This is a genomic window from Staphylococcus sp. HMSC070D05, from assembly GCF_001815595.1.
Classification (GTDB): domain Bacteria; phylum Bacillota; class Bacilli; order Staphylococcales; family Staphylococcaceae; genus Staphylococcus; species Staphylococcus hominis.
Window position 1 is genome coordinate 1 of record NZ_KV821089.1, and the last position, 23,940, is coordinate 23,940.

Here is a 23,940-nt window from a genome sequence, read left to right on the forward strand (position 1 = left end):
ATATCATTCCCACTAATTGGGGTCAGTCCAGTCATACTCCAACTTTTTTTATTTTAATTTACTCTTAGTTTAGTCGTACCACTAGTTAAAACATCCATAGTTGCATCAAGTGCATCTACTATGAGATTTTTGACGGCCGCTTCTGTATAGAAAGCAATATGTGGTGTTAAAATAATATCTTCTCTTTTGATAAGTTGCTTTAACAGTACATCATCTATCTCTTTTCCACGATAATCACCCGGGAATAATCCTCTTTCATATTCATATGTATCTAACGCAGCCCCTTTAATTCGACCACTATCTATAACAGAAAGTAAAGCTTGTGTATCTACAATTGATCCCCTCGCCGCATTCACAAATACGGCACCTTTTTTAAATTTTGAAAACACAACGTTATTAAACAAATGATGATTATATTTCGTAGCTGGAATATGCACGGTAACAATATCAGCTTCTTTAATTGCTTCTTCTAACGTATCTTTATAATCAACGAATTTCGCTAAAGCGGTATTTGGAAATGGATCATAAGCGACAACCTTACTGTTATAACCTTTTCCAAAAATGTCTGCCACAATCGAACCTATGCGTCCAGTACCAATTACTGCCACAGTTAAATCTCGGATAGATTGAGATAATATAGAAGGTTCCCAACGAAAGTCATAATTGCGTACTTTATGTTGAATACGTTTTTGATACCTTACAATATTGATGGCTTGTGTAACAGCAAATTCAGCAATTGAACTTGGAGAATACGAGGGTACATTTGAGATAATAATGTCGTATTTAGTAGCTAAATCTAAGTCATACGTGTCAAATCCTGCACTACGTTGTGCAATTTGCTTAATTCCATATTGTTTCAATTTCGCAAAAATCTCTTCTGAAATTGGATGTTGTTGAGATAACGATAGACCATCAAATCCTTTTACAGTATCCACTGTTGTCTCTGTTAACATTTCTTTGGTTAAATCAACATCAACATTGTTTTGTTTCGCCCACTCGTTAATATAGGGTATATCTTCATCTCTTACACTCATAATTTTAATTTTGGTCATATTTTGATCATCTTCCTTCATAATTTTTTAACGATGCTTTGCTTTATACATATCAACTAGGTCAATTAATCTACTAGCTGCTTCTTCTAACCATTTATCGTCTAATGCAAGTGAGATACGCACGTAATGTTTTCCATTTTCACCAAATGGTATACCTGGAGCAACTAAAATAGATTTCTCTTTTAATAAATATTGTTCGAAGGTTTCACTATCATAACCTGGAGGTATACGTAACCATGAATAGATACCGCCTTTAGAATGCACAAATGGTAGATGGGCTTCACTTAATTTTGCTTCAAACTTATCTCGACGCCGTTTAAATGTTTCATTCTGTTCTTCTAAAAATTCATCATAATGATTAAGTGCATACGTCGCTGCATCTTGTAACGCACCAAACATTCCAGCATTTGTATGCGTTTGATATTTCTTTAATGCTTGAATCATGTCTTTATTTCCCACTGCAAAACCTACTCTGAAACCGGACATATTATATCCTTTTGAAAGTGAGAAAATTTCAATGGCGACATCTTTACCGTGTTCTGAAGCAAGTATGCTTGGATTTTTAGCATCAAAGCCAAAAGCACTATAAGCAAAGTCGTGTACGATTTTTGTTTTTGTATCTTTGAATCGTTCAATTGCTTCATCAAATACTTCTTTTGTAGCCGTTGAGCCTGTTGGATTATTAGGATACGTTAAATAAACAAGCGTTGTGTTGTCTAGTACTCTCTTATCTACATTATCCCAATTGGGCAAATAATCTGGGGGATCTAAATTTAATGAAACCGGATTGGCATCTGCAAGCATCACTCCTGCTAAATAATCTGTATATCCAGGATCCGGAAGTAACACATTTTCTCCAGGATTGACCATACATGTAGGTAACGCTACTAGTCCATTTTTTGTACCATATAAAATACATACTTCATCTTCTTTATTTAATGTCACATTGTACTGACGTTGGTAAAAATTAACAATGGCCTCTTTAAATGATTCTTTACCATGAAAGGCACCATATTTTTGATTTTCAGGAATGCGAATCGCTTCAGAAAAATGCTCAATAATACCTTCTGGTGTTTCACCATCGGGAATGCCTACTGCCATATTAATAAGTGGTAAAGGGCCATGTTCTACTTTACGGCCCATCGTTTTTCCAAAATAGCTATCAGGAATGGCTGCTAATCTTTTTGAAATAACCATGTTATTCCTCCTTAAATAAAAAGCTATATACCACTTTCGTGTGGCATATAGCTTCATGAGATATATGTCACTTATCTTTGAGGTTATTTGTTATCCTCTTGGAGTTAGCACAGTACTTTATATTTATGAAGCCTGTTGCTGAAGTTTCATTGGGCCAAATCCCTTCACTTCTCTCGATAAGTTCTTACGTATTAAGTCTTATTTTAACATTATACTGATAATTGTCAATTTTCAGATTTATTTATTCTATTTCATATTCTTTATATCTTCTAACATAGCCTCTGCTGTTATTTTAGCACTTGTTAATACAATGGGTACGCCTGCACCTGGATGTGTACTTGCGCCTGCAAAATATAAATCTTTATAATCACGGGACACGTTAGGCGGACGGTAATAATTACTTTGTGCTAAAGTAGGCATTAATCCAAAGGCTGTGCCGAATTTAGCATTATAATGTGTTTCAAAATCTAAAGGTGTAAAAATAGTTTCGGATACGATATCGTTACGTAATCCTTTAAGTGATTCAATTGTTTCTGCTTTTTTATAAATTTCATTTTTAACCTGTTCAATTATGGCTGGATTATTCCAATCGATTTGACCATTTTTAAGCTTAGGTACTGGCATTAAAATGTACATACTTGTTTTTCCTTCAGGAGCCAATTCCTCATCTTCAACGGAGGAGAAGTAAAGATATATAGAAGGGTCTTTCGGCAATCTTCCTTCAAAGATATCGTCAATATTCCCTCTAAAATCTTCAACAAAAATCACATTATGCAAATGAACTTTATCTTTCAAATCTCTGTTTATTCCTGCATAAATTAAAAATGCAGAACATGAATAATCCATTTTATCTATCTTTATATGTATTAAGCAAGAAATTAAAAATATTATATTAAAAAAATAAAAAAAGGAGAACGACATTGTCGTCCTCCTTTTTTGATAACTCGATGCCCTATCCAGTTATCTACTTAAATCTTACCACCAACCGTGGCCTTGACGGAAAGCAATTGCTGCATCCCATGAACCATAACGTGATTTAGCATAGTTAACCATACCTTGAGTTTGTGTAGCTACTGAACCAGTACCCCAAGCTTCTTTAGTTTGACCTAAACCTCTGTAACCAATTGGGTTAACAGCATTTGGATTACCACCAGATTCCGGCATTACGATAGCATTCCAAGCAGCTTCAGTACCACCGTTAGCTAAGAATTGAGCTTTAACTGATCCACCAGTTGAAGCAGTTGAGTATGAAGTTGTTTTTGGTGCTGAGTATGAAGTTGTACGAGCACTGTAGTTACTGTAGCTAGACGTTCTTTGTACTGGAGCTGAAACAGCTTTTACATTTGAAGTGCTAGCTTGGTTATTTGAACTTACTGATTGAGTTGAAGCTTGATTATAAGAATCAGTGTAGTCAGTAGTTGATTGAGCTGTATCAGCACCACCAGTGTAAGTGTAGTTCCAAGACCAAGTGTTACCATTTGAAGTGAAAGTATATTTGAAACCATCTTGTACGAATGAAATATTGTATGCACCAGCTTGTACTGGGTGAGCATTTAATTCAGATGGGTTATTTTGAGCTAAGTCAGCTAAATGAGAATAGTTAGTTGTTTGTTCAGATGCATGTGCACTGTGATCGTTTGTTAAAGCATATCCTGTTAAACCTAAAGTTACTGCTAATGACGAAGCGATTACTGTCTTTTTCATAATAAATAATTCCTCCAAAATTGAAATATATATTTTCGTTATGTTTCATTCTTTATTTAAGATTAATTTCTGTTTTGATTTGTTGTTTAACTTTTGACAATAGCTACTATAACACAAAATTTGTAGAATAGTATTACGTTTATTTTACAAAAAATTACAATTAACCCATCATTTTGTAATATTGAAATATATTAAATATTTCCTGTAATATATAAATTCTATCAATATGGAGTTTATTTTTATTATAAATTAACGTTTTACAATACTTTCTTACAAAATTTACAATACTTTAAAGCCATTAGTCATATTACAAATTAATATTTTGTTACATTACTGTAATATTTTTAAAATGTAATTGGCTATTTAAATTTTTTACTTTTGATAAAAAATAAAAGCTTGTGCGTAATAAGTTTCCTTATTTACTTTTAATAATCTTTTACTCCCCAAAGTATCTTTTCACAATTACGAATAATATATTTTAGTATTTCAATACGAGAGGTTTTTTTATGATCAGCAGGGACAACAAGCCATGGTGCATAGGATGTATTTGTTTTCTCAACCATATCATGACTTGATTCCACGTATAAATCCCATTTTTCTCTATTTCGCCAGTCTTCATCTGTAATTTTCCATTGTTTATTAACATTTTCTTGACGATCTTTAAAACGTTTTAATTGTTCTTCTTTATCTAATGTAAGGAAGAATTTTAAAATAATCGCTCCTTCATCTGTCCACATTTTCTCAAATGCATTAATTTCATCATATGCACGTTGCCATTCATCGATAGTAGCAAATCCTTCGACACGCTCTACTAATACACGACCATACCAACTTCTATCGAATAATTCAATGTGTCCCGTTCTTGGCATATCTTTCGCAAATCGCCATAAATAATGATGTTTTAATTCAACATCTGTAGGAGCACTAATGCCATTCACTCGATAACCCGTTGGATCTAATTTTTCTCTAATTCGTTTAATATTTCCGCCTTTGCCAGCTGCATCCATACCTTCAAATACTAAAATAAGTGGAATCTTTCTATCATATAAAGCGAATTGAATTTCTCTCATACGATTTTGTAATTCCTCAATGAGCTGTTTATATTCATCTTTTTTTATTTTATCCACCTTTCTATCAAAAAGGTGTGTTTTAAAATTAGAATGAAATTTACCGTCTCGCTGTTCTTCTTTTTGCTCATGCTTCTCAATCGCTGTTTCAAGACGTTTGATAATATGTTCATACATTGTTTCAATTGCTTTTTCTCTTTCAGTATAATCAATGATTTCCCATGCTTTATCATTTTTTATAAATTGACGCATATCTTTAAGATAAATATCTGTTGAAAGTACATTACTATATTCTTGCACTTTCCAACGCATCAGTGGATTATCTTTGGTTTGTTGAATATGTTCTTGACGTTTTTCTTCATTAATTTCTATGAAAAACTTAATGATTTCATACTGATCTCGTTTAAGCATATCTTCAAAAGAAGAAATTTGTTGTTTGAGTACATCATAGTCTTTATATTTATCGTGTTTAATTTTATTTTCTCTATAATCTAGATAATGAGAATACCAACTTCTAAAGTAAATATTTATATCTCCTTTTTTAGATAAGGTATTCCAATATTTTTGTAAAAATTGATATCTTAAATCATCTTGCTTAGGTGACTGTGTCGCAATAAATTGTGTATACTTCGCATCTAAATTTAATAATAATTCATTAGATAAACGTGTTTTTCCAGACGCTGGTACACCTTCGAATAATATCATGACTGGGATGCCTAATTCATGTGTACGTCGAGTTAACTCTGCTGTTTTTAATGCTAAAGTTTCAATTTTTTTCGTCATTAACGCTTCATCCTTTAACTTCATGTTCTCTATTACATTGTAACATGATTTATTTCTTAAAAAAGAAAGTGATAGATGAATTCATCTACCACTTTCTCAATTTTTTATCCCATAAATTTATATATATCATTTGTAAATAATTTTAAAACTTTACGTAAGATAATGTCTAAAATATATGCAGTAACTAATGGTACAACAAAGAATGCAATAAAAATTAATATCACTTTCATCATCGCTGAATCAATATGTAAAAACTTAAACGCACTAATTGGCCCAATCATACCAATAAAACCAAATCCTGCAGATTCTTTTGTTCCTGCAATACCTATGAGACTACCCACTATACCAGAAACGGCTGCAGTAATTAAAATAGGTAACATAATAATTGGGTATTTTACCATATTTGGCATCATCATTTTCACGCCACCAAAGAAAATAGAAATTGGTACTGCAACACGATTCACTTGACTTGTGCCAATAAGTAAAACGGCTTCAGTAGCTGAAATACCAATTGAAGCTGAACCTGCTGCCAAACCTGTAATACCAATGGCAATAGCGATGGCTACTGTTGATAATGGGGAAATAATAATAAAACTAAATACCATTGAGATTAACATACACATCAATACAGGTTGTAATTCAGTGAAACTATTAATCATATTACCAATCGCAATATTTATAGTATGTACATATGGTAGGATGAGCACACCAATTGTAGCTGAGATACCTCCAACAATTGTTGGATAAACAATCAAGGCCATGCTTCCTACGCGTTTTTCAATAAGTAAAATAAATAACACAGCAATAGCTGCAGTAATCATCGTATTGATTAAGTCTCCTATACCTGCGATAATCCAAGCTCCATTCTTAAATTGAGCAGCGCCACTTCCTACATATGCCGCACTAGAAACAACGGCAATCGCAAGAGGAGTCATATTAAATTTAATCGCAATTAACGCACCTACTAATGCTGGCACTGTAAACTGTAAAGCTTGAACCACATGCAGTAGTGTTGCAAAAATAGGATGGTGATGCATAAGCGCTTTAAAGATTTCACCTAAAATAGCATTCGGTACTAACCCTACCACAATCCCAATAGCCACTCCGGAAAGTACTCTAAAAATAAAATCTCCAACGCTTATTTTTCTAAGTTCTGTTGTCATTCTTATACCTCCTATAATATTTTATTGTTATATTAAGTAATGATAAAAAATACTATAACACATTTTCTAAATTTTCAGAATATTTATTTTATCATTTTCTTAAATTTTTCTGGTTTTATGGATATTTTAAGAATTTTGACCAATAATATGTATGTAATTTAAAAAGAAAAAACGAGTTTCTTCTATTATACTAGTTTAAAACAGAACTATTAATCATACTCTTTGACAACCTACTTTGTTCGTTTAATAATTTAAAGTAATCACATTTTACAATGAAAGGAGTGTCTTTGTGCCAAGCAATAAAATTGATCCGAGAGTTATACGAACAAAACAATTACTCGTAGAAGCATTTTTAGATGTGTCGCAAGAGAAAGAAATGACCCAAATTACAGTGAAAAACATTACTGATCGTGCTACTGTTAATCGAGCTACATTTTATGCCCACTTTAATGATAAATACGAAATATTAGATTATTCATTATCAATGACTATTCTTAAAGATATTAAAGAAACGTTATCTATTTCAGATACGCTCAACGGTCAAATTATCTCTAAATTATTCGTCTCAATAGCACATTACTTAGAAAATGTACAAAATATTTGTAAACTGAACCGAGATACTTTTTGTAATCATGCTCATAAATGCATTAATAACGAGTTAGAAGATATCTTTACGCTCATGTTACAACATAAATATCCCGAGCACGATTCTAGTATTATTGAAAATAGCGCAAGCTTTTTAGCCGCTGGTTTATGCGGATTAGCAAGACATTGGTTAGATACAAGTGAACTATGTGCTGAGCAATTTATTGATCAAAACTTACCATTTTTACTTCACCATATTACAAATCTATAATTCTATAAACAACACTTACAGTCTTAATGATTGTAAGTGTTGTTTTATAAAAAACATGTGACTTGCATAAAATGGTTATTTACGTTATATTATAAACAACACTTGTTGTTTAGTTAATAAGTGTTGTTTATATAAATTTTAGTTAGGAGGGATGATATGTCCAAGATAGAAGATCATGAGGGTTTTAAACGTACCTTTAAAAATCACACATTAACATTAGGCTTATCCATACCATTTGATAGTAAAAATAAAGAGCATATTGATTTTAATGAACAAGTGAAGTTTGCACAACAAGCTGAACGTTTAGGATTTACAAGTTTATTCGTGAGAGATAATCCACTTTATAGTCCTCATTTAGGACCCGTAACTGAAAATTACGACCCATTTATTTTCCTAACGTATTTAAGTGCGTTTACCTCAAAGATTGCACTTGGAACAAGTAGTATCGTGGCAACACTACGTCATCCTATCCATTTAGCTAAATCAGCAGCCTCGCTTGATCTTATTTCCAATCAACGTTTATTACTCGGTATGGCTACCGGTGATCGCGCTTTCGAATTCCCTGCATTTAAAGTAGATGAAAGTGCATTAACAGAACGTTATCAAACAACCATTCAATCATTAAGAGCGCTTTGGCAATCACATTCACCCAAAATTTCAAATTCGATTTTTGAATTATATGAGGATTCTGGATTACAAGTATTGCCTAAACATCGTACGATTCCGATGTTTGGTACAGGTTACTCAAGACAGTCTATGTCATGGATACAAAAGAATATGGATGGTTGGTTATTTTACGCTCAACCATTTCAACAACAAAAAGCACTCGTTGATAAATGGCACACAGGTACGCCTTACTTCAAACCATTTATCAATGTATTACTCATAGATTTATCTGACAATCCTAATGAAACGGTAACTGTAATTAAAGGTGGTTATCGTACGGGACGAAAAAACCTATTACAAATATTAAAAGCATATGAAGCAATGAATACAAATCACATCATTTTGAAATTTATAAATCAAAATCGTGAATTAGAAGACATGATAGAGGAAGTTGGAACATATATTACTCCCCATTTTCCAGCTCATACAATTTAGGAGGATTATTTAATGAGAGAATTATTAGAAAGAATTAATCAATTAGCAAATAAAGAAAAAGTGGAAAACTTAAGTGTTGAAGAAAAACAAGAACAACATCAATTAAGACAAGAATATTTAGGAATGATTAGAGGCCAAGTACTTCATACTTTCTCAACGATGAAAGTTGTCGATCCACTTGGCCAAGACGTTACACCCGATAAAGTGTATGACTTAAGAGAAGAATACGGCAACATTCAAGAAAACTAAAATTTTATTATCAAGACTTAGACTGCCTTCAAAGTTCTGACTTTGAAGGCGTTTTTTATGTCCATATTTTGAGTAAAGTTCTTAATTGAATCACAGCTCATTTTGTTGAAACCCTTTCCTAGGGAAACTATAAAGTAGTTCTTTGATTTTAATAATTAAAACTACTTAATAAAGTGATTGCTCACTTATATTCGTTTATGCGACTAATTCTATATGCCACTCAACAAATATATTTCATAGTCTATCTATCGTAGAATAGTTCAAGCCACAAATGTTTATTTATAAGATATATTCAGGTATAGAATCAAACATCATAACTTATCACGATAATAATTATGATATTATATAAAATAAATATATAATAATATATGAAACAACTAAGAAGGTGCATCTATGAATAAAGTATCAAGTAAACACCATTGGGAAAATGTATGGAAGCTTTCTAACAACAAAGAATCATATAATTTCCCACCATCAAGAATTGAAAGAGCAAAAGATAAATTAAAAACATTTATTTATAATGAATATTATTTTAGTCCAGGCGATAAAGTATTAGAAGCTGGATGCGGGGGATGGGGCCATCCTATTCAAACTTATTGAGAAATATAAAATTGAAGGACATGGTATTGATATTTCTGAAAATACAAAAAGTATTGCACCTGAGTATATGATTAAAACTGGAATCAAATTTAAGTATGTTATCGGAGATGTTCAAAATTTACCTTACCCTCAAAATACATTTGATACAGTTATTTCATTAGGTGTTATAGAACATTTTCTAAACCCTGATAAAGTCATGAATGAAATGTATAGAGTATTGAAAACTAATGGACACCTTATATTAATGACACCAAATAAATATTCGTTTGGTATTTTAGATAAGAAAATAAAAATTTTATTAAAAGTTTGGAAATTTGGTTATCATACGGAATATAGCGTAAATGATTTAGAAAAGATAGCTAATAAATATGGTTTTAAAGTAGTCTCACGAAATACTGAACTACGAAAGACTTCTAAGAACGACTCAATCAGTTTTAAACTGATTGAGTCAATTGATCAAATATTAAATGTTTTTAATAAAAATTTTGGATTCTACAATTATATCTACCTCATAAAGGAGGTAGATAAAAATGATTATAAATCATATCAAACTTCAATTTAATGAGACAGTTACAAAATATGATTCTGTTTTAATTGTTTTAACCTATCAAGGACATCTTGTTTTTGTTAAAAATAAAAAAAGAGCATGGGAATTAACAGGAGGTAAGGTAAACCATAATGAAACGATGAATGAGACAGCTATCAGAGAGGCTTATGAAGAGTCTGGCGCTGTCATCAATGAAAGTGATATAGACTATTTAGGTTACTATATACTACCAAATGGCCATACCACTACAATTACAAAAGCTGAAGTAAGCTATTTTAAAGATATACCGAAATATTCAGAAACTACTGAAAGAATACTTACGAAAGAACCATTAGACAAAAATTTATTATCATTTCAAGATGGGTTATATGAAGAAATTTTTAAATATTTAGGGGCATACCATGAATAAGGTTAAAAAAGGGTATTTATTTAATATTATTTCCGTAGCAATCATGTCTTTAACCCCAATATTAAACAAACTTTCACTCACTGATTTATCACCTATTCAAGCAAGTTTTTTTAATGCTTTGTTTTCAACTTTAATATTATTAATAACTGTATTACTCGATAAAAGTAAAATAAAAATCTATCATAACAAATTTATATGGCTCTTAGGTATTACTAATACAATAGGTATTTTACTCCAATATGTAAGTTTAAGTTTGTTAGATCCAGTTAGTGTCGGATTATTAGGAAGATTTTATATTATATTTGCGTTGTTTCTTTCAGTGCTCTTTCTAAATGAAACGTTGTGCAAAAACGATACCCTTCCTATAATTTTTGCTGTTATAGGTTCATTCTTGATTACTCATTTTTCAGGTGATTTTAACAGTATATTAGGTGTGATTGCCACCCTATCTTATACATTCTTTTTTGCGCTAACGAATATGTTAGCTAAAAAGACCGTCAAAGACATTGATTCTAAAACCATCTTACTATACAATCAGGCGACTTCTACTTTGTTGCTAGGTATCATATTAATTGTGACTAATCATTTACATACCATACATATAAGCATAGGCTTGTTCTCTATTTTACTTTCTGCTTTGTGTAGTGGCGTAATAGGACTTTTATTCTTTTATGAAGGTTTGAAATACATTTCGTTTCGTGAAGCGAATATTATAAGAACCCTCAATCCTATATTTGTGTTTATATTTTCTTTCCCGTTTTTCCCTTTACCATTAACGCCTAAATTCATAACCGGCGCGATTTTAATCATTATTTCTATCATTTATATGAATCTATATAAAGATAAAAAAACGTCTTCATGATAACTTTTTCATTAAAAATGCGCCCCACCCTTAGATCTCATTCTAACTTTGGGGCGTATATTAATTGGCGTATTTTATAAAATTAATTGAACTAACAAACTAAGAAACTATATTTATGTCCATCTGGATCAGCAAATGTTGCACCATAATATCCTTGAGAAGTCTTAGGTTCATCAATCACCTTACCACCTAATGCTTCCACTTTATGCATTAATTCATCCACTTTATTATTAGTTTTAACACCTAATGATATAATCACTTCATTTGGTTGTTGTGAAACGGACGCATGCGATACCTTTTTGAAATGGTTATTTTCAATTAAGATCACAATCATTTGTCCAATTTGTATGCCAATCATTTTATCTAACATATCTGGATTTTTATTGATTTCAAAACCTAAATTTCTGTAAAATTGCTCACTACGTTCTAAATCTTCTACATGCAAATTAAACCACATTGATTGAATCATGATGATTTCCTCATTTTCAAAAAGTTATTAAAACCCCACTTCACTAATCCATTGTTCTAACGTTAAATGATTGGGATTAATATTATCCATCTGATTAAAATCAATCACATAACCTTTCTCTTCAAGCCAACCACGTTCACCAGTACCACTTGAAAATGATCCTTTAATTTCTGTAGGTTTACCTGTCACTGTGGCAAATGTTTTAACCATTTCATTTAAAGTGAGTTCATCAGAAGCAATTTCAATAGTTTGGTGGTTATATTTATCAGTGTTTGCAAATACATTGGTTGTAATTTTAGCAATATCTATTGAAGAAATCATCGCAAATTTAACATCTCTATCGATAAATTCAGGAATTACAATTTCTCCATTTTCTACTTTAGTAATTCTTAAGAAATTATCCATGAAAAATGATGGTTTTATAATAGTATAATTTAGTGAACTATCTTTAAGTTCATTCTCAATATCAGCTAAGACTTCGAAATGTGGACCTGTACGGTCACGATTGACTCCACCTGCAGTGCTATAAACAATATATTCAATACTTTGTTGTTCCGCCGTTTGTATAATCATCTTACCTTGACGTAGTTCCTCTTCTACATTATCTACAATAATAGGTTGAACACTATAAACGCCATACTGACCTTCCATAGCATGATTTAAGCTATCTTCATTACTTAAATTACCTTCGAAGATTTCTAAATTCTCATTATCAATAGATGTTAATTTTTCATTATGTTTATTACGTGTAAATGCTCGTACTTGCCCACCATCTTCTAATAATTGTTTTACTACAGCATGATCTTGTTTTCCTGTAGCACCAATAACTAATATACTTTTGTTCATTACTCATCTCTTCTATTGTAAAAATCAATAATCTTCTTTTTTGCTTTTTAAATATGAATATTCTTTTGGTATGTTCCCATTTTATTTTATATTGTCATTAATTAAATCACGGATGTCCCAAATTAAATGCATAAACGTGTGTAGTTTATTTCCAAAAAGACGAAAGAAACACTTCGGATTAAGATGACTTAACCCGAAGTGTTTTATTAGGCTAATATTTGATCCATTGAGCGATTCACACTATTTGTATACATACCACCAAATTTAACTAAATGCACCATGAATAAATATAATCTATAGAACTCTAAACGTTTTTCTGCTCCTTTTCCTAAAGGATAATGTTTTTCATATTCATTATAAAATTCTTGTGTAAATCCACCGAAGACAGTAGTGATACCTAGGTCAAATTCTCTATCTCCATATAACGGTGCTGGATCAAATAAAGCAGGACGTCCATCTTTTAAAAACATATAATTACCGCCCCATAAATCACCGTGTAAAAGAGACGGTTTACTGTTATGATTTTCTAATTCATGAATCATAACAGAACGTACTTGTTCGTATACTTTATTATCTTCTTCGTTCCATAAATTTTTACGTAATAGTTCATCTCTTAAATGGTCCATACGACGTTCTACGAAAATTTCACTCCAAGACTCTGACCATGTATTATCAAATGAGACATCAGCACCTTCATAAGGTAACTCGAATCCAAACTTACCTTCTGACTGTTGATGACTATGCATTTTGGCTACAAGTTGTCCTAATTCTTTTTGACTTCCTTTACTGCCCTCTTCTAAATAACTGAGTAATAGATACGCATCGCCATTAATTTCGCCATTTTCAATCACTCTTGGTGCTGTAATATCTGCTTTTTCAAATGCTTCTAATCCAGCCATTTCGGCAGCGTAGAAAGAGGATTTACGATTTCTTTGAACTAATAAAAAATATATATCATCGTTTGTTGTAATTTTAAATGCTTCATTTACATCTCCACCGCTTACTGGTGAAATATCTTGAATCCCCTCTAAAGGCAATTGATTTTTCCATTCTGATTTCATTAATTATCCTCCTTAGTCCAATTCTTTATCTACTATTCTATTACCTAAATAGAGGTTCTTTAACCTTTGTCATTCCAAAATGATATAAAGTTAGGCAATTTTTCAAACACTTTCAAATTAGACTATTCATTTTTAAGCGAACGTGCTAGTCTATTAAAGGAATGTTTTTTCAATGATATTAAATGAGGATCGTAAGCCTCAAATACAATGAAATGGAGCATTATTATGTACAAATTAATTAAACCTCTTTTATTCAAAATCGAACCTGAAAAGGCACATGGATTGACAGTAGATGCCTTAAAATTCACTCAGAAAAATGCTTTTTTACTACCTTTTGTAAATAAATTATTTACATATGAACACCCCTCTCTTTCACAAAACATTAAAGGGATAACATTTAAAAATCCAGTTGGTTTAGCTGCTGGTTTTGATAAATCATGTGAAGTGCCTAAAGCACTTGAAAATGCTGGTTTTGGTGCTCTTGAACTTGGTGGCATTACACCTAAACCCCAAGATGGCAATCCTAAACCGCGGATGTATCGCTTACTTGAAGATGATGCCTTAATCAATCGTATGGGCTTTAATAATATGGGTATGAATAAAGCTTTATGGAATTTAAGACGTCATGCTTACGCGATTCCTGTAGGTTTAAATGTGGGCGTTAATAAAACGACACCTTACGAAGAACGTTATCAAGATTATATTAAAGTCATCGATGCATTTAAAGCAGATGTATCATTTTTCACTGTGAATATTAGCTCACCTAATACTGAAAATTTACAAAGTTTCCATGATAAAGATGAATTTTCAATGTTATGTCATGCTTTAACAGATTATAAAGCACAACATGAAGTGAATGTCCCAATTTTTTTAAAGCTCACTTCAGACTTAGAACTTGAAGGTTTTAAAACTATTTTACCTCAAATTACTGAAACCTTTGATGGTATGATTTTAGCTAATACCACACGTCAACGTGATGGATTATCTTCTCCAAATAAAGTAGAAGACGGAGGATTAAGTGGTCGACCTTTACTTAAACGTAATTTGGAACTTGTAAAATGGGCTTATCAACAAACGAATGGCGAGTTTTTAATCATTGGTACAGGTGGTATTTTTAGTGCGCAAGATACTATTCAAATGATGCGAAATGGTGCATCACTTGTACAAATCTACTCATCTCTCGTGATAGAAGGCCCTGGTTTAACTAAAAAGATTAATCGAGATATTGCTAAATATTTAAAAGCAAATCATTATAGTCATATTAGTGAGATTATTGGGCTAGATGCTAGACGTTAAAATATTTCACTAAACGATATAGTGCGTTATACTAATATTACACGTAGCACGTACGATTGGAGGATATGTTGATGACTATAGAAGATAAACAAACAAAGTTACAAACTAAAGATAAGCATAACATTGAAGATACCAAATCTTCTCAAGAATACGATAATAGTATCGGTTACAATGGTGAAAAGAAAACAGCTTTGGATCTTGAAATTGAACGTGAACTATTGGAAATGATGGAAAATAAAGATCCTGAACCTGAAAAAGAGAAGAAAGGTATAAAAATTGCTGGATTACTATCTGCCCTTGTTATTGCTATTTTAGCTATTGTGCGTTTTATCCATCGTACGTTATAACTAAAAGCGAAGGAGTAAGAAAGAATATTTAACTCATTCTCTCTTACTCCTTTTTAAAATTGTTCTAAAAATGCTTTAGCTTCTCGATTAATTTTTTTAAAATCAATACCTTGTTCCATTGCTGCAAATACACATCCGCAATAACATTGTCTAAATATATTATAATCCTTACACATTTCTATAGATCGTTCATAACCTTTATTTTTCTTAAAATCACTAGGTAAATAATATGTATTGTATAATCGTTGAACTTCCATACCGAGTTCGTTAATTAATTGAGCATTCTTTTTAGGAGATAATGTTAATGCACTACCGAAATAATCATATCCATACTTCACTGCTGCTTCTGCGACAAGCTCTAAACGCATCTCAAAACACGCTGTACAACGTTTTCCACCTTCAGGTTCTTCAGTAAGACCACGCGATTTCGCCATCTTCATAAATTCATTGGGCTGATAATCAGCTTCAATATATTTTACCGAATGTCCAGTCTTCTCATTAAAATCTTTTACAAATTGTGCTTGGACTTTGGCACGTCTTAAGTATTCATTTTTAGGATGAATATTAGGATTAGCGAAATAAATAGCAATATCTGCATACTGAGATAGATATTCTAATGTATATGTGCTACAAGGTGCACAACAGCTATGTAATAAAATTTTAGGGCGAACTCCTTCACGCTCCCATTGACTAATCAGTTTTTTCAATACCTTATCATAATTGATTTTTTGATTTTTCATCTTCTTAATTATAGGTTCAGCATTTAACATTTCTCATTTCTCCTTATAAAATATTATATATTATTTTTAGTTTGGGACTTATACAATAAGGATATATCAGATACTATCGATTCACTATATCTTGAACTTTTTTAGTAGTGTAATCTTCTATTTCTTTGAAAATTTTTATTGTTATATGTATTTTTTTTATTATTTCTTAAAGATGGTGATTGCTTAAATCCATTAATGACATGCGTACCTTATTGAATACATACATTTTGAGCTAGAACAAGTTTACTGCCACAATGCTTACAATAAGCCACTAAAACCACTTCCAAATACTCTGCGGCGTAATACTCCGAAATCATCGAGTTGACTCATTAACGATGATGCAAATCCAATAATCATGAAAAATATAATAACACCGTAAAAACTAGGGATACCTCACTTTCTATTTACACTATATTTAGTAATTAAATATATACATGATGTAAATAATAAGATAGTTGAAAATACTCCCCATGCCCTACTTAAAACATAAAATTTTAAAAATAGTGAAATAAATCCTAATAAAAGTATAAGCACTGATAATGTATTCGTTAAAATAAAGTCTGATAAACCTTTTTTAATTTGAAAAGGTTGAAGTATAGTTAAACGTATCACTCCATAAATAATAAAAAAAGAATAGCTACAGCAATAGCGATGCCTAGTATTACTCTTAGAATAATAGCAACTGCTCCTGAAACGATATAACCAAAGCTACCTTCAATAATAAAATGCATAAAAAATCCTAAAATAAATAAGCCCACTATCACTAATAAAGCTAATAATGAATAAATAAACGCATGATTACATTCAATAATTATATCATGCCGTTTAAATACTTGTTTAAAGAATGTCTTACTTTCTTCGACAACAAATTTAACTTTTTGACTTGAAACACCAGGATGACCATAACGTTGCTGGTAAGATGTATCATCAGGTGTATCTTGCGTTTGAGACGACTCAATATTGTTATGTTGATTCACTATAGGCTGTTCTTTTGATACAGCATTTGACGAAGTAACAGAACGTGAATTAGAGTGATTTATACTTTTGTTTACATGACTATCCAAGTTTAATGATTCTGGTATTGCTGTTGTAGATAGTGTGACCTGATCTAATTTTGTTCCACATTATCCACAAAATAAACCCCCTTGTTGATATAACTGACCACAATTTGGACAATGCACCCTATATACCTCCATAAACATAAAACTCGAAATCATTATATCATTAAATTGAATTTCTCAAAATATTATTTTCATAAAATAAAAAAGTTCGAATCTTAAAAGATTCGAACTCTATAATATATTATTCAGCTTCTCTGATTTCTGCATCGATATCTGCATAATCAATTTCAGTATTAGTGAATGTTTTATTATCGATCGGGAAGTGTTGTTCAAATGTTTCGAAGTTTTGAATTTCAACTTTTACATCATCTACTTCAAAATCTAAAATGTGTCCACCGAAATTACGATCATCGTTGGCGAAATGGATGTGGAAACCACCAGAACCAATGCCATGGAATAATTCAGGTGTAAAGAAACCAATCACTGTACCGTTAACATCTTCCTGAGTTTCTTCAGGTTGTCTACGTGCTGAATCAATTAATCTTGTATATGGTGGTTCTTGTTTTGGCATCATACGAACATGCATTTTTTTAAATTTACCAGTGATTTTTACTGCTGAGAATAAATTATCGCTTAACATATGTTCTTTAACTTCATTTAATACTGTTTCAGAATCTTTATTAGAAGTTTCATAAGATTCATCTGCTTCAAATTTAGTAATTGTTGCAAAAGGTGTTAATTCATCACCTTTAAGTTTAACGAATTCTTTTTTTTCATTTGCATGGTAAGCTTCTCCATTAATGAAGATAACTTCACCGTCTGAACCTGTAAGTGTTGCTAGTCCTGAATCACCATGTTTTAATAATTCATCGATTGTTGCAGTTCCTTCTAATAAACCTGCCATCAATGTACCTAATGTACCATGTTGATATAATACATGACCCATATTAATATTCACTCCTATTTTTTAGAAAATTAATTTAAAGAATCTGGTAACATATTTGTTGATAATTTAATATTATCTTTATAATTTACTGGAATATCAATTAAAACTGGTCCTTCTGTTTCGTAACCTTCTTTAATTGCAGCTTCAAGTTCTTCTGGGCTTGTTACTCGGATACCTTTCGCACCAAATGACTCTGCATATTTAACATAATCTACTGGACCAAAGGCTACACCAGCTGCACGTTTATATTTCATTTCTTCTTGGAATTCAACCATGTTGTATTTACCATCATTCCAAATTAATTGAATGATATTTAATTTTTTACGTACAGCAGTTTCTAAATCTTGACCTGAGAATAAGAAACCGCCATCACCAGCTACTGATACAACTTGTGTGTTTGGACGTACTAATGCAGCTGCTATAGCCCATGGTAACGCAACACCTAAAGTTTGCATACCGTTACTGAATAATAAGTGTCTTGGATTGTAACTTCTAAATTTACGAGCCATCCAAATATAATGACTACCTACATCTACTGTAACAGTTGTATCATCAGTTAATGTTTTTTGCATTGTATTAATAATTTCTACTGGATGTAAAATACCATCTTCATGTTCATATTTAATACCAGTAGCTTCGATAATATTTGCTCTTAATTCTTCTAAATCATCTAAATGTTTTTGATCAATAATGGGTTCAGATACTTTTTCTGACATCATTTGAATTGTACCTGCAATATTACCTACTAATTCTTTTTTAGGACGTAAGTAATTTGTAATTTCAGCATGCACTTCGTCGATTGAGATAATTTCAGTATCTAATTCTTTATTCCAGTTACTAGCTTCGTATTCAATTGGATCATAACCGATTGCAACTACTAAGTCAGCTTTTCTTAGTAATTCGTCACCCACTTGGTTACGGAATAAACCAACACGACCAAAGAAATGGTCTTCTAATTCACGACTAATCACACCAGCACCTTGGAAAGTTTCTACAACAGGTAAGCTTGTTTTTTCAACAAATTTACGAATTGCTTCTGTTTCTTTTTCACTAGAACTTCTCATACCTGCAAGTAATACAGGGAATTTAGCATCTTTAATTGCTTGAAGCACTTCATTTACTTCTTCATCTGCTGGTACCCCTAAATGAGGTTTTTCTGGTAAGTCGATTGCTTTACTTTGCACTTGAGATGAAATAACGTCTTGAGGAATACTAATGAAACTTGCACCATTTTTACCAGAAGTTGCAGTGCGGATTGCATTTGTCATAACTTCAGATAATGATTCAGGATCTTGAACCTCTGCACTATATTTAGTTGATGATTTTAGTAACGCAGCATTATCTACAGCTTGGTGAGTAAGACGTAATAAATCATTTCGTTTAACTTGACCACCGATTGCTAATACAGGGTCACCTTCTGAAGTAGCTGTTAATAATCCAGTTGTTAAGTTACTTACCCCTGGACCACTTGTTACTAATGCAACACCAGGTTTACCTGTTAAACGTCCAATGCCTTGTGCCATCATCGCAGCATTTTGCTCATGACGTGTAACGATAAGTTCTGGACCATCATCTTCTAATGCATCGAATAAATAGTCGATTTTTGCACCTGGAATACCAAATACGTAATCCACATTATTATTTTTTAAAGTATCAATGACCATATCTGCAGCAGAATAGTTTTTTTTAGTCATTTTATATTCATATCCTTTCAAGTTTACATTTGTAATTTAAAGTTTTTATTTCAAAATTACTTTTCTATTTTTTTATACCCAATTAAAAAGAAGCCACACACATGTCTATTTTTTTAGGGAAAAAGAGGGAAAGACTTAGTCACATGTTAATTGCGGCTTCTTTATATTTAAATAACTTCAATTTTTAAAGTTGAAGTGTAATCTCAGTTAATTAGACATATTCAAATATGAGATGGGAGTTTTCTATTATATATGTCAATTTTAAGGGAATGATAGTAAGACATACTTATTAGAACATTTGAATACGTTGTAACTTTATTACATTTCTTATTATAGTACGCATCGAAACATTAATAAAATACATATTTTCGATGGTAACCATTCCATATTGGAATAGGTCAATATACTTTAACCATTGTAAAATGATATAATTAAAAAGGTCTAATGACTTGACTTGTCTTCTATAATGATAGTACCAATATTGATATAATTACTACTTTTTATATTTTTAGAGTAAATATACTCTTTTTTGTTGTTTTTATTTTAGGTTTATCTGATATAATCGAATTTATCATTTAAATTGTCTAGTTATGTATTCTTATTTGATTAAAAGTAAGAAAACTTTAAATTTTCAGAAATTTTAGACAACATACCATTCTTTTATGCTATGATAATAAATGTTATATAGCTAACAAGCTAATTAATTAAATTTTAAAATTATTAGTGGAGGTTCATAATTATGGACAGTTTTTTCAAAAATTTTACTAGAAAAGAAGATCCCACTATCTATCAAAATAAAGATGGACATTTAAAACGTACTTTACGTGTTAAAGATTTTCTTGCATTAGGTGTAGGTACTATTGTATCAACATCCATTTTCACTTTACCTGGTGTAGTTGCAGCAGAGCATGCTGGTCCAGCCGTAGCTTTATCTTTCTTATTAGCTGCAATTGTTGCTGGTTTAGTTGCATTTTCATATGCGGAAATGGCTGCAGCCATGCCTTTTGCTGGTTCTGCATATTCTTGGATTAACGTTTTATTTGGTGAATTCTTTGGATGGGTAGCTGGTTGGGCATTACTTGCCGAATACTTTATTGCTGTTGCCTTTGTAGCTTCTGGTTTTTCAGCCAATTTAAGAGGACTTGTGTCTCCTTTAGGTATTGCGTTACCTAAGTCTTTATCTAACCCTTTTGGTGCAAATGGAGGAATTATAGACTTAGTTGCAGCAATTGTTATTATTTTAACTGCATTATTATTATCTCGTGGTATGAGTGAAGCTGCTCGTATCGAAAATATTCTTGTTATTTTAAAAGTTCTAGCGATTGTTTTATTCATTATTGTTGGATTAACAGCAATTCAAGCAAGTAACTATGTTCCATTTATTCCTGAGCATAAAGTCACTGCAACTGGTGACTTTGGTGGGTGGCAAGGTATTTATGCAGGTGTATCAATGATTTTCTTGGCATACATAGGGTTTGATTCAATTGCTGCCAACTCAGCTGAAGCTATTAATCCGCAAAAAACGATGCCTCGTGGTATTTTAGGATCATTAATCGTTGCGATTATTTTATTCGTAGCTGTAGCTTTAGTATTAGTTGGTATGTTCCATTATTCCAAATATGCTGGGAATGCTGAACCTGTAGGTTGGGCACTTCGTCAAAGTGGACATGGTATAGTGGCAGCAGTAGTTCAAGCTATTTCAGTCATCGGTATGTTTACAGCATTAATCGGTATGATGTTAGCGGGTTCACGTTTACTTTATTCATTTGGCCGTGACGGATTATTACCTTCTTGGTTAGCCAAATTAAATGATAAACATTTACCTAATAGAGCGCTTGTTATTCTCACTATCATCGGTGTTTTAATCGGTTCAATGTTCCCATTCGCTTTCTTAGCTCAATTAATTTCAGCAGGTACATTAATCGCATTTATGTTCGTATCTATTGCAATGTATAGTTTAAGAAAACGTGAAGGCAAAGATTTACCAGTTCCATCATTTAAAGTACCGTTCTTCCCTGTATTACCTGTCATTACCTTTTTATTAGTCTTGCTTGTATTCTGGGGATTAAGTTTTGAAGCTAAACTTTATACATTAATCTGGTTCTTAGTTGGTATTGTGATTTATGTATTCTATGGTATTAAACATTCTAAAAAGAATGATGAAGATGATTATGTCGTACCAAAAGATTAAGATAATGCACTAACTTATATTTCTCATATCCCCTTAAGAAACATTCAATTGTTTTTTAAGGGGAATGTACTGAAAAAGAGCAAGAAAAGACATTCACTTAACGTCTTTTCTTGCTCTTTTAATATATTTTACCAACCTTGTCCTTCTATACTATATTGATTTAAATCACCATCTTGTAGTGCTTGAAGCGCTTCTTCAATAACATCTAACGCTTTATCTAACTGTTCATAAGTAATAACGAGTGGCGGTTGAAAACGTAAGACGTTCCCAGCAACTGCAATAATCACTACACCATGTTCAAAACAGTAATTACAAATTTTCAATGCTTCTTCAGCAGCTCTTTCTTTTGACCGTTTGTCTTTAACAATATCAATCCCAATAGATAACCCAATACCGCGCACATCTCCGACATAATCGTATTGATCTACCCATTGATTCATACGTTGACGCACGTAGTTTCCTTTTTCAGAACTAACTGTTAGTAAGTCGTCGTTTTCTATCATTTCAATCGTAGCAAGAGCCGCTTCACAACTTACTGGATTTGCTCCTGTTGTAAATAGATGTGCTGGTGCTTCAAGACTTTCAATGATTTCTTTTCGACCCACAATCGCTGACATTGGTAATCCACCTGCTAATGATTTACCAAATGTAAGGAGATCTGGCGTAAAGTTAAAGTGGTCCACAGAGCTCCAAGAACCTGTACGACCTAATCCTTGTTGGATATCATCAACAGCAATTAAAATACCGTATTCTCGACATAACGTTTCAAGTGCTTCAAAATAGCCTTCTACTGGTTCTAATAGTCCACCATCTCCTTGAATCGTTTCTAACACGATACATGCTACTTCCTCAGCTGGAACATATTTAGCAAACATCTCTTTCAATGGCGCTAAATATTCTTCAACAGTATTTGACCTAGGTTGTTCAAACATTCCTCTGTATTTATCTGGAAATGGAATATGATAAAATCCATTTAATAATGGACCGTAATGTTTACGCATATTTAAACTGATAGCCGACATTGATAACGCTCCAAATGTAGAACCATGATACGCATTTGTAAAGCTGATAATATATGGGCGTCCTGTATAAGCACGTGCAAATTTGATAATACCATCATTAGCATCCGAACCGCTCAAACCAAATGTGACACGTTTTTCATAATCGCCTGGCGCAATATCGCATAACTTTTTAGACAGTTTCACTAAAGGCTCGTGATACATATATGCGGGGGTATAATGAATAAATTTATCTACTTGTTTTTTAATCGCCTCTGTTACCTGTTTTGGTGCATGTCCCACATTTTGTGAGCTTGCACTAGCTAACAAATCAATGTATTCTTTTCCATCTATATCTACTAAAGTTGCCCCATATCCATGATCAATGACTAGTGGATAATATTTTATACGTCCTGAAGTAGCAAAATACTTACTATCTTCTTTTATCATGTCCTCTGCTTTACTCAAGGTGACTCATCCTCTCCCAAAGTATGAATAACTTATATCTAACTTTCTTTATTGACTTCAATTCTTGTGATAATAATCAATATCTTACTAATAATTGTCAGATTTGTAAATATTTTCAGAAAAATTAAAATATATTTTTCTATCTTTTAAACAATGATAAATATAAATCACAAGAGGGTGGGACATAATTCCTAACAAATTAG

The 23,940-nt window shown here is 31.9% G+C and carries 23 protein-coding genes, 2 pseudogenes and 1 riboswitch; of the genes and pseudogenes, 10 read left to right on the top strand and 15 right to left on the bottom strand.

Annotation, left to right across the window (positions count from 1 at the left end; translation table 11 throughout):
* Window positions 1-53: 53 nt before the first annotated feature.
* The 6 genes and pseudogenes from HMPREF3046_RS00275 to HMPREF3046_RS00300 form a co-directional block, all read right to left on the bottom strand.
* A complete protein-coding gene (locus HMPREF3046_RS00275) occupies window positions 54-1,052 on the bottom strand; it encodes a D-lactate dehydrogenase (RefSeq protein ID WP_070715465.1) in 999 nt (332 codons plus the stop codon).
* A 27-nt stretch (window positions 1,053-1,079) separates the two neighbouring features.
* Complete coding sequence (locus HMPREF3046_RS00280; RefSeq protein ID WP_070715467.1) at window positions 1,080-2,249, bottom strand: aminotransferase class I/II-fold pyridoxal phosphate-dependent enzyme; 1,170 nt, start codon at window positions 2,247-2,249, stop codon at window positions 1,080-1,082.
* Window positions 2,250-2,317: 68 nt separating this feature from the next.
* A riboswitch (SAM riboswitch) is annotated at window positions 2,318-2,432 on the bottom strand.
* A gap of 63 nt (window positions 2,433-2,495) precedes the next feature.
* Window positions 2,496-3,107, bottom strand: a pseudogene (locus HMPREF3046_RS00285) (phytoene desaturase family protein); the annotation flags it as partial.
* 117 nt (window positions 3,108-3,224) lie between these two features.
* Entirely contained in the window at window positions 3,225-3,953 is a 729-nt protein-coding gene (locus HMPREF3046_RS00290) for an aggregation-promoting factor C-terminal-like domain-containing protein (protein ID WP_070715468.1), read from the bottom strand.
* A gap of 425 nt (window positions 3,954-4,378) precedes the next feature.
* The gene (locus HMPREF3046_RS00295) at window positions 4,379-5,803 is read right to left on the bottom strand and encodes a phosphate--AMP phosphotransferase (protein WP_070715470.1); all 1,425 of its coding nucleotides are present in this window, start codon (window positions 5,801-5,803) and stop codon (window positions 4,379-4,381) included.
* A 104-nt stretch (window positions 5,804-5,907) separates the two neighbouring features.
* A complete protein-coding gene (locus tag HMPREF3046_RS00300) occupies window positions 5,908-6,966 on the bottom strand; it encodes a PTS sugar transporter subunit IIC (RefSeq protein ID WP_070715472.1) in 1,059 nt (352 codons plus the stop codon).
* A gap of 289 nt (window positions 6,967-7,255) precedes the next feature.
* Between HMPREF3046_RS00300 and HMPREF3046_RS00305 the strand changes: the two genes are divergently transcribed.
* The 7 genes from HMPREF3046_RS00305 (at window position 7,256) to HMPREF3046_RS00330 (ending at window position 11,590) form a co-directional block, all read left to right on the top strand.
* A complete protein-coding gene (locus HMPREF3046_RS00305; RefSeq protein ID WP_070715474.1) occupies window positions 7,256-7,822 on the top strand; it encodes a TetR/AcrR family transcriptional regulator in 567 nt (188 codons plus the stop codon).
* 156 nt (window positions 7,823-7,978) lie between these two features.
* Entirely contained in the window at window positions 7,979-8,923 is a 945-nt protein-coding gene (locus HMPREF3046_RS00310) for an LLM class oxidoreductase (protein ID WP_070715476.1), read from the top strand.
* Between the two features lie 12 nt (window positions 8,924-8,935).
* Entirely contained in the window at window positions 8,936-9,172 is a 237-nt protein-coding gene (locus tag HMPREF3046_RS00315; protein WP_070715479.1) for a DUF896 domain-containing protein, read from the top strand.
* 393 nt (window positions 9,173-9,565) lie between these two features.
* On the top strand, window positions 9,566-9,772 hold the full coding sequence (locus tag HMPREF3046_RS11440; RefSeq protein ID WP_256278203.1) for a hypothetical protein: 207 nt from the start codon (window positions 9,566-9,568) through the stop codon (window positions 9,770-9,772).
* A gap of 10 nt (window positions 9,773-9,782) precedes the next feature.
* On the top strand, window positions 9,783-10,334 hold the full coding sequence (locus tag HMPREF3046_RS00320; protein ID WP_305366879.1) for a class I SAM-dependent methyltransferase: 552 nt from the start codon (window positions 9,783-9,785) through the stop codon (window positions 10,332-10,334).
* Entirely contained in the window at window positions 10,303-10,728 is a 426-nt protein-coding gene (locus tag HMPREF3046_RS00325) for an NUDIX hydrolase (protein WP_002449463.1), read from the top strand. Before HMPREF3046_RS00320 ends, HMPREF3046_RS00325 begins: the two co-directional genes overlap by 32 nt.
* On the top strand, window positions 10,721-11,590 hold the full coding sequence (locus HMPREF3046_RS00330; protein ID WP_070715481.1) for a DMT family transporter: 870 nt from the start codon (window positions 10,721-10,723) through the stop codon (window positions 11,588-11,590). The genes HMPREF3046_RS00325 and HMPREF3046_RS00330 overlap by 8 nt, the downstream gene beginning before the upstream one ends.
* A 91-nt stretch (window positions 11,591-11,681) precedes the next feature.
* Here the strand turns inward: HMPREF3046_RS00330 and HMPREF3046_RS00335 are convergent, their stop codons facing one another.
* From HMPREF3046_RS00335 to HMPREF3046_RS00345, 4 genes and pseudogenes are all read right to left on the bottom strand, one after another.
* Window positions 11,682-12,059, bottom strand: a complete 378-nt coding sequence (locus HMPREF3046_RS00335) for a VOC family protein (protein ID WP_070715482.1) — start codon at window positions 12,057-12,059, stop codon at window positions 11,682-11,684.
* Window positions 12,060-12,086: 27 nt separating this feature from the next.
* A complete protein-coding gene (locus HMPREF3046_RS00340) occupies window positions 12,087-12,905 on the bottom strand; it encodes an NmrA/HSCARG family protein (RefSeq protein WP_070715484.1) in 819 nt (272 codons plus the stop codon).
* Between the two features lie 24 nt (window positions 12,906-12,929).
* A pseudogene (locus tag HMPREF3046_RS11630) lies at window positions 12,930-13,043 on the bottom strand (DUF2316 domain-containing protein); the annotation flags it as partial.
* Window positions 13,044-13,111: 68 nt separating this feature from the next.
* On the bottom strand, window positions 13,112-13,966 hold the full coding sequence (locus tag HMPREF3046_RS00345) for a fructosamine kinase family protein (protein ID WP_070715485.1): 855 nt from the start codon (window positions 13,964-13,966) through the stop codon (window positions 13,112-13,114).
* Between the two features lie 225 nt (window positions 13,967-14,191).
* Here HMPREF3046_RS00345 and HMPREF3046_RS00350 point away from each other — a divergent pair, with 225 nt between their 5' ends.
* Window positions 14,192-15,262, top strand: coding sequence for a quinone-dependent dihydroorotate dehydrogenase (locus HMPREF3046_RS00350; RefSeq protein ID WP_070715486.1), 1,071 nt, complete (start codon window positions 14,192-14,194; stop codon window positions 15,260-15,262).
* A 71-nt stretch (window positions 15,263-15,333) separates the two neighbouring features.
* Window positions 15,334-15,609 (top strand): hypothetical protein, encoded by a 276-nt coding sequence (locus HMPREF3046_RS00355; RefSeq protein ID WP_070715488.1) that lies wholly within the window; start codon window positions 15,334-15,336, stop codon window positions 15,607-15,609.
* Between the two features lie 53 nt (window positions 15,610-15,662).
* Here the strand turns inward: HMPREF3046_RS00355 and HMPREF3046_RS00360 are convergent, their stop codons facing one another.
* From HMPREF3046_RS00360 to alsS, 4 genes are all read right to left on the bottom strand, one after another.
* Entirely contained in the window at window positions 15,663-16,379 is a 717-nt protein-coding gene (locus HMPREF3046_RS00360; protein ID WP_049432762.1) for an epoxyqueuosine reductase QueH, read from the bottom strand.
* A gap of 608 nt (window positions 16,380-16,987) precedes the next feature.
* Window positions 16,988-17,443 carry a hypothetical protein gene (locus HMPREF3046_RS11445; RefSeq protein ID WP_256278204.1) on the bottom strand — a complete coding sequence of 152 codons (456 nt, stop codon included), beginning with the start codon at window positions 17,441-17,443 and terminating at the stop codon, window positions 16,988-16,990.
* 238 nt (window positions 17,444-17,681) lie between these two features.
* A complete protein-coding gene (gene budA, locus HMPREF3046_RS00370; protein ID WP_002449310.1) occupies window positions 17,682-18,386 on the bottom strand; it encodes an acetolactate decarboxylase in 705 nt (234 codons plus the stop codon).
* A gap of 29 nt (window positions 18,387-18,415) precedes the next feature.
* Window positions 18,416-20,080, bottom strand: a complete 1,665-nt coding sequence (gene alsS, locus HMPREF3046_RS00375; protein WP_070715489.1) for an acetolactate synthase AlsS — start codon at window positions 20,078-20,080, stop codon at window positions 18,416-18,418.
* Between the two features lie 739 nt (window positions 20,081-20,819).
* Between alsS and HMPREF3046_RS00380 the strand changes: the two genes are divergently transcribed.
* The gene (locus tag HMPREF3046_RS00380) at window positions 20,820-22,271 is read left to right on the top strand and encodes an APC family permease (RefSeq protein ID WP_070715490.1); all 1,452 of its coding nucleotides are present in this window, start codon (window positions 20,820-20,822) and stop codon (window positions 22,269-22,271) included.
* Window positions 22,272-22,399: 128 nt separating this feature from the next.
* Here HMPREF3046_RS00380 and HMPREF3046_RS00385 read toward each other — a convergent pair whose 3' ends face one another.
* Complete coding sequence (locus HMPREF3046_RS00385; RefSeq protein WP_070715493.1) at window positions 22,400-23,737, bottom strand: aspartate aminotransferase family protein; 1,338 nt, start codon at window positions 23,735-23,737, stop codon at window positions 22,400-22,402.
* Between the last annotated feature and the right edge of the window lie 203 nt (window positions 23,738-23,940).

What these genes read in the sequence shown, in the direction of transcription:
- HMPREF3046_RS00275 (WP_070715465.1), bottom strand. Translation starts at nt 1,052, where the DNA reads ATGACCAAAATTAAAATTATGAGTGTAAGAGATGAAGATATACCCTAT.
- HMPREF3046_RS00280 (WP_070715467.1), bottom strand. Translation starts at nt 2,249, where the DNA reads ATGGTTATTTCAAAAAGATTAGCAGCCATTCCTGATAGCTATTTTGGA.
- HMPREF3046_RS00290 (WP_070715468.1), bottom strand. Translation starts at nt 3,953, where the DNA reads ATGAAAAAGACAGTAATCGCTTCGTCATTAGCAGTAACTTTAGGTTTA.
- HMPREF3046_RS00295 (WP_070715470.1), bottom strand. Translation starts at nt 5,803, where the DNA reads ATGACGAAAAAAATTGAAACTTTAGCATTAAAAACAGCAGAGTTAACT.
- HMPREF3046_RS00300 (WP_070715472.1), bottom strand. Translation starts at nt 6,966, where the DNA reads ATGACAACAGAACTTAGAAAAATAAGCGTTGGAGATTTTATTTTTAGA.
- HMPREF3046_RS00310 (WP_070715476.1), top strand. Translation starts at nt 7,979, where the DNA reads ATGTCCAAGATAGAAGATCATGAGGGTTTTAAACGTACCTTTAAAAAT.
- HMPREF3046_RS00315 (WP_070715479.1), top strand. Translation starts at nt 8,936, where the DNA reads ATGAGAGAATTATTAGAAAGAATTAATCAATTAGCAAATAAAGAAAAA.
- HMPREF3046_RS11440 (WP_256278203.1), top strand. Translation starts at nt 9,566, where the DNA reads ATGAATAAAGTATCAAGTAAACACCATTGGGAAAATGTATGGAAGCTT.
- HMPREF3046_RS00325 (WP_002449463.1), top strand. Translation starts at nt 10,303, where the DNA reads ATGATTATAAATCATATCAAACTTCAATTTAATGAGACAGTTACAAAA.
- HMPREF3046_RS00330 (WP_070715481.1), top strand. Translation starts at nt 10,721, where the DNA reads ATGAATAAGGTTAAAAAAGGGTATTTATTTAATATTATTTCCGTAGCA.
- HMPREF3046_RS00335 (WP_070715482.1), bottom strand. Translation starts at nt 12,059, where the DNA reads ATGATTCAATCAATGTGGTTTAATTTGCATGTAGAAGATTTAGAACGT.
- HMPREF3046_RS00340 (WP_070715484.1), bottom strand. Translation starts at nt 12,905, where the DNA reads ATGAACAAAAGTATATTAGTTATTGGTGCTACAGGAAAACAAGATCAT.
- HMPREF3046_RS00345 (WP_070715485.1), bottom strand. Translation starts at nt 13,966, where the DNA reads ATGAAATCAGAATGGAAAAATCAATTGCCTTTAGAGGGGATTCAAGAT.
- HMPREF3046_RS00350 (WP_070715486.1), top strand. Translation starts at nt 14,192, where the DNA reads ATGTACAAATTAATTAAACCTCTTTTATTCAAAATCGAACCTGAAAAG.
- HMPREF3046_RS00355 (WP_070715488.1), top strand. Translation starts at nt 15,334, where the DNA reads ATGACTATAGAAGATAAACAAACAAAGTTACAAACTAAAGATAAGCAT.
- HMPREF3046_RS00360 (WP_049432762.1), bottom strand. Translation starts at nt 16,379, where the DNA reads ATGTTAAATGCTGAACCTATAATTAAGAAGATGAAAAATCAAAAAATC.
- budA (WP_002449310.1), bottom strand. Translation starts at nt 18,386, where the DNA reads ATGGGTCATGTATTATATCAACATGGTACATTAGGTACATTGATGGCA.
- alsS (WP_070715489.1), bottom strand. Translation starts at nt 20,080, where the DNA reads ATGACTAAAAAAAACTATTCTGCTGCAGATATGGTCATTGATACTTTA.
- HMPREF3046_RS00380 (WP_070715490.1), top strand. Translation starts at nt 20,820, where the DNA reads ATGGACAGTTTTTTCAAAAATTTTACTAGAAAAGAAGATCCCACTATC.